The 18,041-nt window shown below is 53.5% G+C and carries 13 protein-coding genes, 1 pseudogene and 1 CRISPR repeat array; of the genes and pseudogenes, 6 read left to right on the forward strand and 8 right to left on the reverse strand.

Going from position 1 to position 18,041, the window contains the following annotated elements; all coding sequences use genetic code 11:
* The first annotated feature begins 312 nt into the window (after positions 1–312).
* Positions 313–543, forward strand: coding sequence for a type II toxin-antitoxin system RelE/ParE family toxin (locus tag AC6I7Z_RS15560; RefSeq protein ID WP_497815460.1), 231 nt, complete (start codon positions 313–315; stop codon positions 541–543).
* A gap of 6 nt (positions 544–549) precedes the next feature.
* The gene (locus AC6I7Z_RS15565; RefSeq protein WP_497814868.1) at positions 550–777 is read left to right on the forward strand and encodes a hypothetical protein; all 228 of its coding nucleotides are present in this window, start codon (positions 550–552) and stop codon (positions 775–777) included.
* A 215-nt stretch (positions 778–992) separates the two neighbouring features.
* Here the strand turns inward: AC6I7Z_RS15565 and cas6f are convergent, their stop codons facing one another.
* The 5 genes and pseudogenes from cas6f to AC6I7Z_RS15590 all read right to left on the reverse strand — a co-directional run bounded on the left by cas6f (position 993) and on the right by AC6I7Z_RS15590 (position 5,484).
* Positions 993–1,547 carry a type I-F CRISPR-associated endoribonuclease Cas6/Csy4 gene (gene cas6f, locus AC6I7Z_RS15570; protein WP_497814869.1) on the reverse strand — a complete coding sequence of 185 codons (555 nt, stop codon included), beginning with the start codon at positions 1,545–1,547 and terminating at the stop codon, positions 993–995.
* A gap of 9 nt (positions 1,548–1,556) precedes the next feature.
* Positions 1,557–2,561, reverse strand: a complete 1,005-nt coding sequence (csy3, locus tag AC6I7Z_RS15575; protein WP_497814870.1) for a type I-F CRISPR-associated protein Csy3 — start codon at positions 2,559–2,561, stop codon at positions 1,557–1,559.
* Positions 2,562–2,579: 18 nt separating this feature from the next.
* A complete protein-coding gene (csy2, locus tag AC6I7Z_RS15580; RefSeq protein WP_497814871.1) occupies positions 2,580–3,536 on the reverse strand; it encodes a type I-F CRISPR-associated protein Csy2 in 957 nt (318 codons plus the stop codon).
* Positions 3,527–4,910: pseudogene (gene csy1, locus AC6I7Z_RS15585) on the reverse strand (type I-F CRISPR-associated protein Csy1). The gene csy2 and the pseudogene csy1 overlap by 10 nt, the downstream one beginning before the upstream one ends.
* 331 nt (positions 4,911–5,241) lie before the next feature.
* Positions 5,242–5,484 (reverse strand): type II toxin-antitoxin system RelB/DinJ family antitoxin, encoded by a 243-nt coding sequence (locus AC6I7Z_RS15590; protein WP_497815461.1) that lies wholly within the window; start codon positions 5,482–5,484, stop codon positions 5,242–5,244.
* 211 nt (positions 5,485–5,695) lie between these two features.
* On the opposite strand from AC6I7Z_RS15590, the gene cas1f reads away from it, so the two are divergent.
* Together cas1f and cas3f are read left to right on the forward strand one after the other, a co-directional pair.
* Positions 5,696–6,673, forward strand: coding sequence for a type I-F CRISPR-associated endonuclease Cas1f (cas1f, locus tag AC6I7Z_RS15595; protein WP_497814872.1), 978 nt, complete (start codon positions 5,696–5,698; stop codon positions 6,671–6,673).
* Positions 6,670–9,936 carry a type I-F CRISPR-associated helicase Cas3f gene (gene cas3f / locus AC6I7Z_RS15600; protein ID WP_497814873.1) on the forward strand — a complete coding sequence of 1,089 codons (3,267 nt, stop codon included), beginning with the start codon at positions 6,670–6,672 and terminating at the stop codon, positions 9,934–9,936. The genes cas1f and cas3f overlap by 4 nt, the downstream gene beginning before the upstream one ends.
* Before the next feature lie 49 nt (positions 9,937–9,985).
* Positions 9,986–12,474: direct repeats of the CRISPR family, unit length 28 nt; unit sequence TTTCTAAGCTGCCTGTACGGCAGTGAAC.
* 317 nt (positions 12,475–12,791) lie between these two features.
* Here the strand turns inward: cas3f and AC6I7Z_RS15605 are convergent.
* The 3 genes from AC6I7Z_RS15605 to dtnK are packed head-to-tail and all read right to left on the reverse strand — an operon-like array spanning position 12,792 to position 15,792.
* The gene (locus AC6I7Z_RS15605; RefSeq protein ID WP_497814874.1) at positions 12,792–13,553 is read right to left on the reverse strand and encodes a DeoR/GlpR family DNA-binding transcription regulator; all 762 of its coding nucleotides are present in this window, start codon (positions 13,551–13,553) and stop codon (positions 12,792–12,794) included.
* 6 nt (positions 13,554–13,559) lie between these two features.
* On the reverse strand, positions 13,560–14,540 hold the full coding sequence (locus AC6I7Z_RS15610) for a D-threonate 4-phosphate dehydrogenase (RefSeq protein ID WP_497814875.1): 981 nt from the start codon (positions 14,538–14,540) through the stop codon (positions 13,560–13,562).
* Positions 14,533–15,792, reverse strand: coding sequence for a D-threonate kinase (gene dtnK / locus AC6I7Z_RS15615; protein ID WP_497814876.1), 1,260 nt, complete (start codon positions 15,790–15,792; stop codon positions 14,533–14,535). Before dtnK ends, AC6I7Z_RS15610 begins: the two co-directional genes overlap by 8 nt.
* 189 nt (positions 15,793–15,981) lie before the next feature.
* On the opposite strand from dtnK, the gene AC6I7Z_RS15620 reads away from it, so the two are divergent.
* Positions 15,982–17,130 (forward strand): iron-containing alcohol dehydrogenase, encoded by a 1,149-nt coding sequence (locus AC6I7Z_RS15620; RefSeq protein WP_497814877.1) that lies wholly within the window; start codon positions 15,982–15,984, stop codon positions 17,128–17,130.
* Between the two features lie 10 nt (positions 17,131–17,140).
* On the forward strand, positions 17,141–18,025 hold the full coding sequence (locus AC6I7Z_RS15625; protein WP_497814878.1) for a dihydrodipicolinate synthase family protein: 885 nt from the start codon (positions 17,141–17,143) through the stop codon (positions 18,023–18,025).
* Positions 18,026–18,041 lie beyond the last annotated feature (16 nt).

The following is an 18,041-nucleotide window of genomic DNA, read 5'->3' on the forward strand; positions in this document are numbered from 1 at the left end:
AATAAGTTATTTAGCGCGTCAAAAAAAGGGCTTTAAGGCGTAGCGATAGCTATCAATAAGCTGGCGCAAAAAAATAGCCTCGAGACAATTTAAGCTGAAAGCAGGATCCCCTGTTGCTATTGCCATCATAATAATCATTATTACGTTCACGGAAAAACAGTAGTCAGGGATTTGACTATTTACGTACACAAGCGATTCGATAAAAGCGTCAAGAAAATGGCTCTGACCGATCAGATATTACTGGAAGCGGCAGAACAGGTCATATGAGGTGAGTTCGAAGCGAATCCTGGCGGTGGTGTAATCAAAAAAAGAATATCGCTACAGGAAGGCAAAAGAGGCGGAGCAAGGACAATTATCTTCTTCAAATTCAATCATCAACTCTTCTTTTATGCCGGCCGGGCTAAAAGCCGGCTTAGCGACAAAAGGGCGAGGGAAATAGAAGATGACGAACTGGAGTCCTGTAAAAGACTCGCCAAAGCGCTTCTCAAAGCCGATCAAGAGCAGTTAAATGTTTTATGTAAAGCGGACTTCTTCGGAAGATAAAGAGTAATGAAAACTAAATCCGCTCAGCTCGGTGACATGCTGGAAGATGCAAAAGAGCTGCATGCGATGGGGTTAATGCCCGCTGAAGATGTCGCATTTATTGCTGAACGTATGTCAGCCCGTGAATATCGCCAGCGCGTTGCCGCTGTGCGAGTCATGTCCGGTGAAGAGATTAAACAGGTACGTGTTAAGTGCGGTTTGTCTCAGGCGTCTCTGGCGCATACCCGTGGATGACGGGAGATAGCGTTTCAAAATGGGAGCGCGAAGAAGTCACGCCCGGCGGGCCGGCGTTGCGAATTCTTAATATTCTTGCAGTCAAGGGCACTGAAGTTTTTATGATTTGAATGCCGTGACAATTTTCAGTCATGACGAAAAAAGCCTCATATCCGAGGCTTTTTATATAGCGATTTTTTGAGCTTGCATCATTGCCCGGTTAATCACATCAGCATTCAAAACCAGGGTATCGTCGCTTCAGCGCTCAAACCATAGCTACTGAAATAGCCTTCTGTCGGCGTTTTCCTTAGCGGGCCATGCTCAATAAAAAATAGCCATGTGTGACCATTAGAATGGCTTTTCACTGCTAAAAAAGGGAGTTTGCCTCGCTTTTCATTGAGCACGCTGATTTGCTGCTCCGCCTGCTCCTGCGTAAGCCACCCTTTTTTCACCGAACGCCGCCTTAGCCTCTCAGCACTGCTTTTATACTGCACGCGGCGCACGGTGCGATACTGGCAACCTTCAGGCACGGGGCACACTGCTTTGCAAAAAATATAATCCTTCATTTTGCTATGCCAGCCGATAGCGTCAAGCTTCGTTAGATCGTCGTATGTGCCGTGCAGGCGCAATCGAGAACCCAGCGTCACGCCTACTTCTGGAAAACTGAGCCCTATTCTCCCCTCTCCCGCCTGCGCTAATTTTAGATGCAGCTGGGTAAACAGAGTCGCCATTAGCACCGAATCTGCAATCTCTGGATTGGGCAAAATAACGATGTCCTGATAATGGTTCATACCGTCGCCTTATTCACCCTTTTCACCAAATACGCCGCCACGAATCAGCGTGGCGATGACATAGTGCTGCTGCTCTACAGGCGGCACTTCTCCTTTGGTTACCCAGTTATCCAGCAGCGTATAGAAATCCATTTTCTGCTTTGGCTGACGATAAGCCTGACCACGGCTGGTTACAGAGCCATAAGGTTCAACCGCAATCGGTCCCATATCTGGCTCATCGCCCTGCGGATACCAGGTATCAATGGTGCGCAACGCGTTGCCAATTTTTTGCGAGTGCATAGCGGCAGTTCCATCGACCTGATACAACACTTTGCTTTTTTTGCTGTTGCTATCCAGCACCAGCTCCTGGGAAGGAAATACCTCCTGGCCATTTCCCAGCCGAACATAAGCCTCTACGTTGAGCAACGCGTATGATTTGCCTGCCAGTCCAGCAGCAATGACCTCGGCCAGTTGCGCCAGATCGCCCTTCGGCTGAGTGAAGCTAAGCAGATTGAAATCGTGCGCATTAAACTCCCAGCTTTGCTTGCCGCTGCTCACGCGCACGGTTATTTGCTCTGCACCGACCCGGTTGCGCCACAAGAATCGGCCGCTGGCGATATTTTCTGCGTAGCGCGCGGCCAGTTCGCTAAACCCATAACGCTCTACATAGCCATTAATGACATTCGTCAGTTCTGCCTGATAAGCCTGATCGTTACAGACTGATGGCTTAGCTAAATCGCCCAGAATGCGCAGCGTAAAAACGACTTTTAACGTATCAGCTTCAGCAGGCAGCGCAGCGACATCCACGCGCTGAAGGTTAGCCTTTTGAATCTCGGCATCCAGCTTCAACGGATCGCTGGCGATGGCGTTTTTCAGACGGTTAGAGATGGTGCCGCGCACCGCTTTTTCCTTGATTTCGATAGGCTGCCAGCCGTCTTTTTGCTGCCATTTTCCCGCGAACATAATGCCGTCTGAATTGGCTAATTTGCGTTCGAAAGCCAGTACGGACGCGGTTTTAATTGTTGCTTTTGCCATTTTCAATTTCCTTATCAATTACTCATCGTTGAAGAGATCATTTGAATCGTCGTAAACCTGAGAGCTGGCAACGTGATTCTTACTCACACAGAGGTAATGCTCGTTCCTGTATTCTGTTTGCCAAATCAGCTCATTGAGCTGCGTAATGCGATGAAGGCTGCGCCACTCGCCTACGCCATACACGGCCTCAGCAAAGCAAAATGGCGTTTCCGCATCTCTGGCGTTGACGACCGTTCCTGCTGCCAGCAAAGGAGAAATGGCCCGGTAGCCGGTCATTAACGGCACTAAGAATCCGCTTTCTGGCTTGGGTTGATAGTGCCAGCAGGCCTTGTCACCGGGCTTCGGATCCTCGTTATCTGTTACCGCCTGCATTTTCAGGCTGGCGAAATCGAGCCAGGCATCCAGCATCTCTGCTTCAGGATTGTTTTGCTGTAGCTGACTGAAATGCTCACTTAATAGCGACGAGCGATCCAATAGCGCAAAGCCCGGCAGCAGGCGGCGCAGCAGGCGATGAGTTGCCTGCTCTTCTTGCGGCCAGCCGATAACCTGCACGCGCTCAAGCTGCTTAATGGTGCCGCCTGCCAGACGCTGCATATGGCAAAGGTTAAACAGATGCTGTTCAAGCGCGGCTGCACCCTGTTCACCGCCAGCAATCTCACCTTCGCACTGCAACAGCAGCGAGACGGTCATATGCATACGGCCTTCCTCATTAAACGAAGCCGTTTTGGCCTCTTTCGTCAGCGGATTGCGCGTTAGCGCAAACTGATAGTCGCGACCCGATGTATACGCATGGATTTGCTGGTGATGGCAAATCACACCGCAGCCGGTCAGGCTTAGCGGGTAGCTTTGCTCAACCCTGCGCGACAGAGCATGGGTAAAGCCGAGAAAGTGGGTAACAGCGGGAAAACCCCATGTCAGTCCGGCAATGGCATTGGCATTTTCTACGCGCAGACGACGCAAAATAATCAGATGCATAGCAAATCCTCTTTCACAGCCTGTTCCATTTCACGCAGGCGTTTTTTAAATAACGCAGCGGTAGAGAAATAGCGTCGCTCCGTGTCTGCTATCGCCAGCCTGGGTGAGCGGTGCTTTTGGCCGGAAGAATCTGATGAGCTGAGCTGCTGGCTAAGCCAGTGACCAAAGTCGCGCGCAATCTCTTTTTTCCAGTCGCCACCTTCGCGCTCAAAGCCAAATGCGTCGTCGGTTTTACTGCGGAGGGGATCGAGCCATAGCTGCTGGGAGCGCTTTAATTCACACTCGTTTGCTGCACTCCAGCCTGGATTCTCAAACTGATGCACACCCGCGACGTAGTTAAACAAGATATCGATAATTTCATCGACATAACTTTCTCTCTGCTGGCGTATCTCAAAGGTTGACTCCATGTCGTAAACACTCAGAAGATAATGTTTCAACCTGTCTACGCTCGTATAAGCCATACGAGAAAATTCGCTGCCATAATGGAAAATCGATTTATGTTTTGACGGTGGCTTGCTGATATTTTGCCAGACCGGCGCCGCACAGGAGAGAAGCCGGACTTTGCCTCCGCGCACGCTATTCAGGTAGGAGATATTTTGTGGTTTAGTGCCGCCAAAGGTTTGGACGGCAGTATTCAGATAAGAGACTCTGGATTGGCTGTGCCAGGTTTCATTTTTGAAGGCCGTGTAAACCTCTTTTGCCTCTTCACTAAAGCGTGCCGCCATAATACTTTCATGCAGCGCCTGGACTAATGACGTCGAGAATAGCGGGCTGAGCAGATGGTACTGATTCTCGCCTACAGGAAAATAGATCTGTTTTGCCAGCTTGTGCGAGACGGGTTTCCAGGCTCGATAACACCTGTTTAAACCCTTCTACCCACTCCGTTAGCTGTTGCTCATTGTCTGCCAGTGCGGCAAGCGCTGAAGTGTCATTGCGGATAAGAGAGGCAAGCAGTGAGTCGCCTTGATATTCGGTTTGCAGCAGTTTAACAATATCTAGCGATGCTGCATTTCCCACTGCGTCCAGCACCGGCGTTTTTAAGCTAGCGGAGGAAAGGTAATTAACTTCTTCATCAGCAGAGGGTTTATAAATGCTGCTGCCTTTAGCATCGCCATGCGTAAATTTCAGCGCGTGAGTAACCAGACTAATTTGCCCGGCGCGCCTGGCGGCATCGCTCAGCCAGTTACGCACTTCGTATTTTTGATCGAGCTCAGCATACCGCGACGCGAAATCATTTTTTATCACGGCCTGCTCGACGGATGAAGCAAGGCCAGCCAGCGCTTTAGCCTCTTCTTTCTCCAGTGCTTCACGCTTTGGCTGTTTTCGCTCGGAAATATAGTTCAGTATGAATGATGAAAGTCCTTCTTTTGGCATCCTTTGCCTCCTTTTCTTGAGAACCTGTTACTCAAATAACGAAAACATCGATCAAACGCTCCTGAAACAAACCAAACCTCTTAATAATAAACGCTAAAATACCCAAGAACACACAGATAAATCACGCATGACCTGAAAAGCCACCTGGATTAAATGTCACAAAATGAATTGCACGACGATCTAAAACCTAAGTCTTATGTTCTTTTAATAAATTCGACTATTATGCAGCACTAATAGAGCATAACTTTTCTGGATGAAAGTAAAAATCGACTTTTTATTGAGCTGAATCGTGTCCATTAACGTAGCGAGTCACAATCAACTGACGAAAGCCTTACTGTATTCTAATCCACAGGCACCTTTTAATTTCCATACAGGCAGTGTAGAAAGGGAACATTTTGCATTCTTTTAAGACGCACGCCTGGCCGTTTGATTTCGACTGGTAGCCCTGCTGCTCAACAACCTGGCCGCGAAACAGGTGGAACGCTGCGCTGATGGTGAGTCCGCAATCACGCAGTACAGCTGTTACTTCGTGTTTCAGCTCTTTATTAATAAGAGCGCGTACATAAGTTTCTATGAGTTACTCCTGTGAGTCATCATCGTATAACGATAATGTTGTCAAATGATGGTCACAGATTGAAAGTTATTCCACGCTGTTCTGAGTTGTCCCAATTATTTGCTGTAAAAAAACCACTTCACTTGATGCCCGGCCGGTTGTTTAATAACCTGCTCCACAGGGAACTCATCTGAGTGACTAACGTTCTTAAACGTCAACGCAAGGAATGCGTATGGAACAACTTAAACCTTCCGATCTCAAAACTATTCTTCATTCAAAACGTAGCAACATCTACTACCTGCAATATTGCCGCGTGCTGGTTAATGGCGGACGCGTGGAATATGTCACGGATGAAGGAAAACGTTCGCTTTACTGGAATATCCCTGTCGCGAATACCACCGTTATTATGCTGGGAACGGGTACTTCCGTCACTCAGGCAGCAATGCGGGAATTTGCGCGCGCTGGCGTACTGGTCGGTTTTTGCGGCGGTAACGGCACGCCGCTTTATGCGGTTAATGAGGTCGAGGTTTCGGTTTCATGGCTGACCTCACAAAGCGAATATCGGCCAACGGAATATCTGCAAAAGTGGGTTAGCTTCTGGTTTGACGACGATAAACGACTCGCCGCCGCAATTGCTTTTCAGCGCATACGCATCGCGCAAATCAGGAAGCACTGGCTGAATGAGCGCCTGCAAAAACAGGATAAATTTATTATTCCCTCAGCGACGCTGGACGTTTTGCTGAAACGCTATGAAAGCCAGTTGGCGCTTTCCACTCACTCCCAGCATTTGCTCACTCAGGAAGCCGTACTCACCAAAGCGCTCTACAAACTGGCCGCAAATGCCACGCAATATGGCGACTTTACCCGAGCAAAACGCGGCGGTGGCACCGACATTGCAAATCGCTATTTAGATCATGGCAACTATCTGGCTTACGGGCTGGCTGCTACCGCCTGTTGGGTCACGGGCCTGCCGCATGGCCTGGCGGTACTGCATGGCAAAACGCGACGCGGCGGCCTGGTATTTGATGTGGCAGATATCATTAAGGATGCGATGATCCTGCCGCAGGCCTTTATCTCCGCGATGGCGGGCGAAGATGAACAAGAATTTCGTCAGCGCTGTATTGCCGGACTTCAAAAGAGCGATGCGTTAGATCTGATGATCGAAACCCTGCAATCCACTGCTGAGCAATTAGGGCAGGCGGCAAAATGAATATTCTGCTTATCTCCCAGTGCAACAAACGTGCGCTCATTGAAACACGCCGTATTATCGATCAGTTTGCCGAACGCAAAGGTGAGCGAACCTGGCAAACGGCAATTACCCTTGAAGGGCTGAATACGTTACGCAAGCTTTTGCGCAAAACGGCCAGAAGAAATACTTCGGTGGCCTGCCACTGGATTAAAAGTTCAGGCCAGACCGAATTACTCTGGATTGTCGGCAATCTGCGCTGTTTTAATCGCGATGGCAGCGTACCGACTCATTCCACTGAAAGAGATATCCTAAAAAGTCAGGATGAGAATTACTGGCAATGCGCGCAGGCGATAGCACTTACCGCGGCCATTGCAGGGCTGTTTCACGACTTTGGCAAAGCCTCTCAGCTGTTTCAGCAAAACCTTTTTGGTAGAGGCCGAGGATTTCAGCCATATCGTCACGAATGGGTTTCGCTGCGTTTGTTCTGCGCCTGGGTTGGTGAGCGTAGCGATGAACAATGGCTGCAAGCCTTATCCGTCATTAGTGCCGAGGCAGAGAGCGAGATGCTGGCTCATCTGTATCCAGATCCCACCGCCAAAAATCCCTTTGACTCATTGCCGCCGGTTGCTCGTGTCGTCGCCTGGCTGATCTTGTCGCACCATCGCATACCGGTTTACCCTAAAGATCGTCACAATCCACCGCTGCTTGCAGATGCTGAAAGCTGGCTAACGCGCCAGCTCGAACCTGTATGGAATGCGCCCAACCATCTGAAACATGACTGGCAGACAGAGGAACAACAGGCGCAGTGGTCGTTTGCTCAGGGAACGCCCTTCAAAAGTCAGACATGGCGCGCTAAAGCGCAAAAAATTGCCCGACGTGCGCTGGCTCAGCCGTCGCTACTGCGTTTTGCCAGAATGGAGCAGGAATTTACCTGCCATATGGCGCGACTGGTACTGATGCTTGCCGATCACCACTACTCTTCCTTGCCCGCGACACCTGGCTGGCAGGATAAGGCCTTCCAGGTTTTCGCGAACAGCGATAAGACGCGCCGTGCTGTAAAGCAGCAACTGGATGAGCATAATATCGGCGTTGCGCAAAACGCCTTACTGCTTGGCGCCAGCCTGCCGCATCTGCGTAAAACGCTGCCCGCCATCACCCGACATAAAGCCTTTAGCCAACGAGCGACGGCAAAACGCTTTTACTGGCAAAACCGTGCTTACGATTTAGCTGCCTCGCTGCGTGAGCATACGTTCAGTCAGGGATTTTTCGGCATCAATATGGCTTCAACGGGCTGCGGCAAAACGCTGGGCAATGCACGTATTATGTATGCGCTGGCCGATGAAAAGCAGGGCTGCCGTTTTTCCATTGCGCTTGGGCTGCGGACGCTGACATTGCAGACCGGCAACGCGTTACGTAACAGATTAACGCTGGCGGATGACGATCTGGCGGTAATGATTGGATCGCAGGCGGTAAAGGATCTCTACCAGCACTACAGTAGCGAGGAAGAAGAGCAGCAGGATAGCGGCAGCCAGTCGGCAGAGACGCTTTTTCATGCACATCAGTATGTTCGCTATGACGGAAGCCTGGATGACGGACGCCTTAGCCGCTGGTTGCAGGATAAGCCGATGCTGAACAAGTTGTTAAGCGCTCCCGTTCTGGTCAGCACCATCGACTATCTTATTCCGGCAACAGAAGCATTGCGCGGCGGTAAGCAAATTGCGCCTGCGCTGCGGCTGTTAACCGCCGATCTGGTGCTGGATGAGCCAGATGATTTTGATGTGAATGATCTGTCCGCGCTATGCCGACTGGTTAACTGGGCCGGTATGCTTGGCTCGCGCGTCTTGCTCTCCTCTGCAACTTTGCCGCCGTCGCTGGTGCTGGCCTTATTTAACGCTTACCGACATGGCCGGACTGAATGGTATAAGAATGCCGGGCTAACTGAAAATGCGCCGGAGGTTATCTGTGCCTGGTTTGACGAGCATGAAACTGCGCATCAACCAATCGGTTCTGGAAAGGTGTTTCGCCAGCAGCATGAGAGTTTTGTTGCGCAAAGGGTCGCTCGACTGGAACAGGCCGCTGCGTTAAGAAAAGCTGAGCTGGTAGAGGTTATGCCTGCCAGCCGGAAAGAGGACGCGGTTCTGGATGCGTTAGCCACTACCTTTTACCACTCTATGCAGCAGCTTCATGCTGCCCATCATCAGCGCCATAAGGTAAGCGGAAAATGCGTTTCGCTGGGCGTTATTCGCATGGCGAATATTGATCCGCTGGTCGCTGTAGCGCAGCGCTTGCTGGCTACGCCCGCGCCTGATAATACCCAGATTCACTACTGCATTTACCATAGCCAGCATCCACTGGCGATGCGTTCATATATTGAAAACCGTCTGGAAGTGGCGCTTACACGCCATGATGAGCAGGCGCTCTGGCAGGTAGCGGAAATTAAACGTGCGTTAGAGAACAGCGAGGCACAGCATCATATTTTCGTGGTGCTGGCGACCTCAGTGGTTGAGGTTGGACGAGATTTCGACTTTGACTGGGCAATTGCCGAGCCCAGCTCAATGCGTGCTTTAGTTCAGCTGGCTGGACGCGTGCAGCGCCATCGCCAACAAGTGCCCACGGCGGCAAATATTCATCTGTTGCGGAAAAACTATCGCGCACTGCGCTTTCCAGATAATCCTGCCTATTGTCAGCCGGGTTTCGAGAGTAAGGCCTTCCCGCTCGCGAGTCACGATCTGAGTACGTTGCTGGATGAGAGGGATTACAAAGTAATTACCGCCCGACCTCGCGTTCAGCAACCGGAAAAAATGCAAACCCGTGGCCCCTTTAGTCGTTTTGTCGATCTGGAGCACGTACGACTCAATACCGAACTGCTTGGCAAAAAAGAGGACTCAGGCAGCTACAGTGCATCGCTCTGGTGGCGAAAACCGGTTAGCTGGTGCGGCGAATTGCAAAAGCTACGGCCTTTCAGGCCTTCACCACCAGATGAACTCCATTTTTGGTTAATAGAGGAAGAGGACGACGAAGGCCAGTTTTGTACGCCAGATGAAGGTGCGGCAGGCTATAAGAAAAGCGCGATCGATCTTGCCGTGGAGCCGAAACTGGCTCAAGGCATTAGCGCATGGATAGTGCCTGATTATCAGCAGGTTTATACCAGCCTGGCTGACGAGCTGGGAATGGAGCTGGTGGAAGTAAGCCAGAAGTTCGGCGAGATGAGGCTAAGGAAAAAAGAGAATGGCGAAGGATGGCAATTTCATCCGCTGCTGGGGGTGTTGGGCGCACTCGAGTGAGTGCGCCGCTGCCTGTACGGCAGGAGAAATGCTAAGAGCGTAATACTTATTTCTAAGCTGCCTGTACGGCAGTGAACCCCGTAACCACTTCGGCAGGAATACCCAGTAATTTCTAAGCTGCCTGTACGGCAGTGAACTGGCATTTTACGCTCAAAGAAGCGAATCGTTGTTTCTAAGCTGCCTGTACGGCAGTGAACTACAGTGTGCTTTCGTCTTCGTATCGCCTGACTTTCTAAGCTGCCTGTACGGCAGTGAACGAAGAGTTCCTGAAGCCGATGGGCATCACCCATTTCTAAGCTGCCTGTACGGCAGTGAACGAGAGTGGCGCCTACGTTCTCACCATCACCGATTTCTAAGCTGCCTATACGGCAGTGAACGTCGTAAACCTGTTGCGACATCGGCACTACGTTTTCTAAGCTGCCTGTACGGCAGTGAATTCCGCCCAGTTGATCAGTTGCGCGATCATGACTTTCTAAGCTGCCTGTACGGCAGTGAACACTTAGGTTACTTACAGAGGTGAGAGTGGTCATTTCTAAGCTGCCTGTACGGCAGTGAACGATTTGACCGTCATTCTGTCGCCACCGAGTGCTTTCTAAGCTGCCTGTACGGCAGTGAACAGCGTGCCGTCACCCTGCCGCCAGCCCTGAACTTTCTAAGCTGCCTGTACGGCAGTGAACTGGGTCTGGTGCCGGACTCGATTAGTGCGGCCTTTCTAAGCTGCCTGTACGGCAGTGAACATTGAAATTGACCTGCTCAATTTCATTTACAATTTCTAAGCTGCCTGTACGGCAGTGAACTTCGTGGTCAAGGACGGTTTTGCCCGTGTGCCTTTCTAAGCTGCCTGTACGGCAGTGAACTAGCCCGCGCCAAAGTGCTCGCGCCAGTTGATTTTCTAAGCTGCCTGTACGGCAGTGAACCGTTTAGAAACGCAATAAAGATTGATCAACGTTTTCTAAGCTGCCTGTACGGCAGTGAACACGCTTTCTGAAACATGTTTATTTATCCTCTTTTTCTAAGCTGCCTGTACGGCAGTGAACGATCTGATGGTAGTGGGATCACTGACTATAACTTTCTAAGCTGCCTGTACGGCAGTGAACCTCAGGAGCCACAGAGAGCGCCAGCGATACTCTTTCTAAGCTGCCTGTACGGCAGTGAACGTTCTCCTGCTGACGGGCTAACCATTCATCATTTTCTAAGCTGCCTGTACGGCAGTGAACTGCCAGAGATGGTAGAGACCGTTAAGGCCAGATTTCTAAGCTGCCTGTACGGCAGTGAACGGTTTGTTTCAGCTATAACGCCCGATGCCCGATTTCTAAGCTGCCTGTACGGCAGTGAACGCATTATGCAGACGAACTATCTAACACGTAGTTTTCTAAGCTGCCTGTACGGCAGTGAACAAAAAGCCGACTACAGATTTGGCATCAGTGCCTTTCTAAGCTGCCTGTACGGCAGTGAACATCAAAAAGCAGTTCACAAAGCCTGCGCGCGCTTTCTAAGCTGCCTGTACGGCAGTGAACTGGGCGCGCGCAGCATTCAGGGCTGCGGTAGTTTTCTAAGCTGCCTGTACGGCAGTGAACTATCAATCTGTACCTGATATTTCAGTGCTGACTTTCTAAGCTGCCTGTACGGCAGTGAACATCAGCTCGCAACCATCATCGCAAAGGCTGTATTTCTAAGCTGCCTGTACGGCAGTGAACACGATCGGCCTTCTCTGCCGTCATCAGCGTGATTTCTAAGCTGCCTGTACGGCAGTGAACTTGATGCCGGGAACCGTCTCCTGCTGCTTTAATTTCTAAGCTGCCTGTACGGCAGTGAACTTGCAGGTCTAACGTGTGGATCACCATATGAATTTCTAAGCTGCCTGTACGGCAGTGAACGGTAATCCTGTCGCAAGGTCAGGTGCCGTGATTTTCTAAGCTGCCTGTACGGCAGTGAACGTCCCCAGCCTTGCATCATTACCTTGAGTAACTTTCTAAGCTGCCTGTACGGCAGTGAACAATTTGAATAGCGAATACAGATCGGACATGCATTTCTAAGCTGCCTGTACGGCAGTGAACGTCGGCCGACGATCTGAACTCAAAAATCTGTGTTTCTAAGCTGCCTGTACGGCAGTGAACTGGCAGCATACCCAAAAGGCGTTGAGAACCACTTTCTAAGCTGCCTGTACGGCAGTGAACTGCTTAGCCGTGGCCTTTTGCTGGCCGGATAATTTCTAAGCTGCCTGTACGGCAGTGAACAGCACGCAGGGGCGCTGGTCTTCTGAGCTTAGTTTCTAAGCTGCCTGTACGGCAGTGAACGTACGCATTACTGACGAGTCAGGCAATCTCACTTTCTAAGCTGCCTGTACGGCAGTGAACGGCTATCAACGAGCTTCAGCGCATATGACGGATTTCTAAGCTGCCTGTACGGCAGTGAACAATGAAGCCCAGCCATCCGTTGGCAGGTTATATTTCTAAGCTGCCTGTACGGCAGTGAACAATGAGTACGTCATTATCCAGGCCATTAAAGAGTTTCTAAGCTGCCTGTACGGCAGTGAACTGTTACCTTACCAAACTAACCTACTCATATCACAGCAAAAAAACGCATTCGCGCGGCTTTAACCCTTTTATTTAGCATAGGTAAACGAACCTTATTTTTCAATAAGTTATAAAATCCCGCAAAAAAAGAGGTAGAGAAGCCCCAAAAATTAAGCCTGAGGTAAAAATGCTCATTACCCTCGCAACAAACAGCAGCATCGCATCTGCCAGCTAAAGCGCTTCACGCCACACATGACCAATAAACACGCGACACTCCTGCGCTTCGCTCCTGTTTAAATGGAAATAAGCAGACGCTGGGCGTGCCAGCGAAGTATCAGCTTAACCGGTCAGCGCCAGCGCAATGCCGCGCTCGCGCAGCGTGCGGCAGACGTCGTCGTCTAACCGACTGTCGGTCACTACATCGGTCAGCTCATCCACCGGCGCGGCGCAGAACAGCGACCAGGAGCCATATTTGCTGCTGTCCGCCAGCAAGATGCGGCGACGCGCATTCGCCAGCAGATCGCGCTTCAGCCCGGCCTTCTCTTCCGTTGGCGTGGTGATGCCGCGCTCAAGACTCCAGGAGTTGCAGCTGACGAAAGCGATATCGGGATTGATACTGCGCAGCAGACGGCGTCCGTGCTCGCCGACGCACGACTGGCTGGAGTCGTCGATGCGGCCGCCGATAATGGTCACTTCAATCTGTTTGAATTCGGAAAGAAACAGCGCGATATGCAGATCGGCGGTGATCACGCGCAGCGGCAGATGGGTCAGCTGACGCGCCAGCTCTAGCATGGTGGTGCCAGCGTCCAGCACTACCGCATCGCCCGACTGTACGAAGGTGGCGGCGTGGTGGGCGATAGCCTGCTTCTCCGCCAGGTTACGCTGCATCTTCTCCAGCGTGGTGGGCTGTGCCGGAATAAAACGGTTCAGCGTGACGCCGCCGTGGCTGCGGCTAATCACCCCTTCTTTATCCAGCTTAATCAAATCACGTCGAATGGTTGCTGGCGAGGCGGAAATGGCGCTCACCAGCTGATCAACAGTCACCAGATTATGGCTTTTCAGATAGTCCATAATCTGGTCAAGGCGACTTTGTCCCTTCATATTTCCCTATGCTAGCTGCATCGCGAGTTTAATGGAGATCGCCATGCTCTCAGACTTCGCTTTTCCTGTCCATGCGATATCAAAAGCGGTGCCGTGGTCCGCAGAGGTGCGGATAAACGGCAAACCGGCAGTGATATTGACGCCATCGTAAAAGCCAAGCAGTTTCAGCGGGATATGCCCCTGATCGTGATACATCGCCACCACGATGTCATACTGCCCTTCCTGACACTGCAGGAACACGGTATCCGGCGGACAAGGGCCGAAAACCTCAATGCCCTGCGCCTGCATCGCCTTCACCGCCGGCGCGACAGTGGTGATCTCCTCGTCGCCGAACAGGCCGTTTTCGCCAGCATGCGGATTGACGCCCGCGACCGCAATTCGCGGCTTCTCAAAGCCGACGCGGCGCAGGAAGGTGTCCGCCATGCCAATCACCGTCTCAATGCGCGAGCGGTTCAGCGTGTCGAGGAACTTGCGCAGCGCGATATGCGTCGTGACATGAATCACCTTCAGCTTATCGGTGTAGAGCACCATCGCGTAATCTTTGGTGTCGGTCAGGTGCGCCAGCAGCTCGGTATGGCCCGGATAGAGATGGCCCGCCGAGTGCAGCGCCTCTTTGTTCAGCGGCGCGGTGGCGATGGCCTGAACGTCGCCCGCCAGCGCCAGTTCGGTGGCGCGCTTCACGCAGCGCCAGGCGAGATCGCCCGCCTGCTGCTGCACCACGCCTGGCTTTAGCGCTTCCGGATCGGCCAGCGGCTCGTCGATAACGTTGATGATACCTGGCGCGAAGTGCGCCTCTTTTACGCTATCCAGCACGCGCAGCTCGACCTGCGGCGTAATATTCAGGGCAAGGATGCGGCGCAGCGTCGCGGCGCATCCCACCACCACCGCCGGCGCGCCGTTAAGGTCGCCTTCCGCCAGCGCCTTGATGATGATCTCCGGGCTGATGCCCGCCGGATCGCCCATGGTCACCGCAATAATTTTACTCACTCGACTTCTCCTCAATAAAACGAATGGCTGCTACCAGGGTGTTTTCGTCGCCAAAACCGCCCGCTTTGGTCATCACCGGCAGGGTAAATTCACTGTTAAGCAGGACGCCGTGCGGCACGCAGCCCGCCACGATGCCCTGAATCTGAAAACCGCTGGCGCCCAGCGCCTGCGCTACCGCAATCGCCACGTCGCCGCCGGAGAGATAGAGTCCGGCCGGGCGCTGCGCGCGGCAGAGCGTCAGGGTCAGTTCGCCCAGAAACTGGCAAATCGCCTCGCCAAGCTGCTGGCGTGTGATCTGCTGCTGCTGACAGAGCGCGTCGATCTCATGGCGCTGATCGGCACGCTGGCAGGTGCGGATCACCGTATGACGGCCGCTGCACAGCGCGGCGAGCGCCTGCTCCGTCCACTGCGCGCTATTCGGCCAGCAAGGGCGTTCAAACAGCTGGCGGATATCGATATCTACCAGCGCGATATCTCGCTGCGCCGCCAGCCGCGCGATCTGCTGCTGGGCGCTGGCGCTCATTGAGCCGATAACGGCCAGCACCGGCGCAGGCGCGCGTGCCGCCAGCTGCGCGCCCAGCGCGTCGCTCAGTCCGGCCGCGCCGACCAGCAGCGGCGTTTCGTCAAGCTGCGCCGCGGCAGCCAGGATGAGCGCGAGGTCGCTTTCGCTTTCCGCATCGATCACCACCGCGCCCTGCTGCTCCGCCAGCAGCGCGGCAAAACGATCGCTGCGCAGCGCGGCGAGATCGATCTCGCTGCCCGCGATCCCGAGCTGCGTTAATACCCGCGCGCTGATGACCGGCGTTTTTGGATCGCTGGCGTATTCGGTCTCGGTCAGCGATACGCCGTTCACCAGCACCTCGCCTCGCCGCGTGACGCGTCCCAGCCGAGGGACGGCAGGCACGATCAGCGCCCGCTTCTTGCCGCTGGCGGCCAGCGCGGCGCGCACTTCGGCGCCGATATTGCCGCGCAGCGTGGAGTCGATCTTTTTAAACAGCCAGCCCTGAGCGATAAAAGCCTGATGTTGACGCACCACCGCTTCAGTACGCGCCTCCGCCTCTGCGGCGCTGACGGCGCGGCTGTCGGTGCTGATCACCCAGACGTCGGCGGCGGCGCTATCCAGCGGCGTCTCGCTGCTGAACAGCACATGCACGCGAGCGCCCGCCTGCGCCAGTCCACTGCCTGCGTCGTTCGCGCCGGTAAAGTCATCGGCGATCACCAGCACTGGCGTTTTCCAGGACTTCTGCGTCATCTTCTCTCCTGATTCGGCGATATGCCGTTGTGAATGATTATATTCAATCATGATTGATTATATGTGAGCAAGATCAAATTAATCGAAATCGATATGTCCTATAAATTGACCCATAGCAAGTGACATATAACGCACTGAAATGAGCAAACCTAATCATTGGCTCTAGTTTCGTAGTAATAAGGGTATGAGATGAATATCAACAGCACGGTAATTAGCGGCTTCCAGGCGCTGAACGACATTAGCTATCTGCTGAAAGGAAAAGCCAGCGCGCTGCTGGTGACGGACAAAAATATTGAAACCATCCCGGCGGTGCAGGCGCTTATCAGCCAGCTGAAACAGCATATCGCCAGCGTCAGCGTGATTAACAACGTGCCGCCGGAGCCAAGCCAGCACGACGTCGCCGCGGTGCTGGCGGCGCTGCCTGCGCGCGACGTGGATCTGGTGATCGGCGTCGGCGGCGGCAGCGTGCTGGACGTCGCCAAGCTGCTCTCGGTGCTGTGCGTCGAAAACGCTCCGTCGCTGGAGGCGCTGCTGGCGGGCGAAAAGCCGACCGCGCGCACCACCTCGCTGCTGATCCCGACCACCGCAGGCACCGGCTCGGAAGCGACGCCGAACGCCATTCTGGCGATCCCGGAGCGTGAAACCAAAGTCGGCATTATCTCGCCGGTGATGCTGCCCGATTTTGTAGCGCTGGTGCCGGAGCTGACCACCAGCATGCCGCCGCATATCGCCTCTTCGACCGGTATCGATGCGCTTTGTCATCTGATTGAATGCTTCACCGCCACGGTGTCGAACCCGGTAAGCGACAACTACGCGCTGATCGGCATGAAAAAACTGTTCGCCAGCCTCGAAACCGCCGTTGCCGAGCCACACAACCTGCAGGCGCGGCTGGATATGCTGTGGGCCTCATATTATGGCGGCGCGGCGATCGCCCATGCGGGCACGCATCTGGTGCACGCCATGTCCTATCCGCTGGGCGGCAAATATCATCTGCCGCACGGCGTCGCCAACGCCATTTTGCTGGCGCCCTGCATGGCCTTTGTGCGGCCGGCCGCGGTGAACAAATTCGCTCAGGCCTACGATCTGCTGCCGGATGCGGATACCTCACTGGACAACGAGAGCAAATCGCACGCGCTGGTGGCTTATTTCACCGCGCTGGTTAAACGTTTGCAGCTGCCCGCCAGCCTTGAAGAGCTTGGCATCGGCCCGGATCACCTGCCCTATTTAGTGGAAGCGGCGCTCGACGTGCAGCGTCTGATGAAGAACGTGCCCGCTGCCGTCAGCGCGCATGACGTTCGCGACGTCTACCTGACGCTGTTCCCTTCACATCAGGAATAAAGAGGATTGTATGAGCCAGAAAATTACCGGCGTATTGACCGCTATCGTCACCTGTTTTGATCGGGAAGGCGCCTATAACCCTGAAGCGCAGCGCGAACAGGTAAAACGCCAGCTGGATGCGGGCAACGGCATCTTCTGCGGCGGCACCAACGGCGAGTTCTTTGTGCTCAACGAGCGGGAGAAGATCGCCGTTACCGAAACCTGCGTCGATGAGGTGAACGGCCGCGCGCCGGTTGTCGCCCATATTGGCGAGATTTCAACACGCGAAACTATCCGCCTCGGCAGGCAGGTTGCGCAGCTCGGGGTAGATGCGGTGTCGGTGATCACGCCCTACTTCGTGCCGCTCAAGCAGGACGAGCTGATCTATCACTACCAGACGGTGGCTGACGCGCTCGAGGTGCCGCTGTTTCTCTACAATATTCCGGCGCGCACCGGCAACACGCTGCAGCCGGAAACCGTGCGTACCCTGGCGTCTCATCCCAACATTATCGGCATCAAAGACTCGGCGGGCAGCTATGAAAGCCTGAGTGGCTTTATTAAAGCGGCGGAAGGCATTGATAACTTCGACGTGCTTAACGGGCCGGACTCGCTGATCCATCAGGGCTTCGTCGACGGCTGCTCCGCCTGCATCTCCGGCCTGGCCAACGCCGCGCCAAAAGAGATCAACGCCATCTGGTCGCGCTTCAACGCAGGCGATATCGAGGGGTCGCGCGCGGCGCAGGAGAACGTCACCGGCCTGCGCACCGATCTCTACAGCATCGGCTTCTCCCCGGCGGCGGTGAAGAAAGCGGTTTCGCTGCTGGGCTACGACGTCGGCGACAGCCGTTATGCGGTGCAATTCAGCGCCGATGAAGAGCAAAAAATCCGTCAGGTCGTCAATCAGTACCTGAAGTAATGGCCGTCAGGGCAGC

Source organism: Pantoea sp. X-Soil-MYKO-1289 (assembly GCF_059730625.1).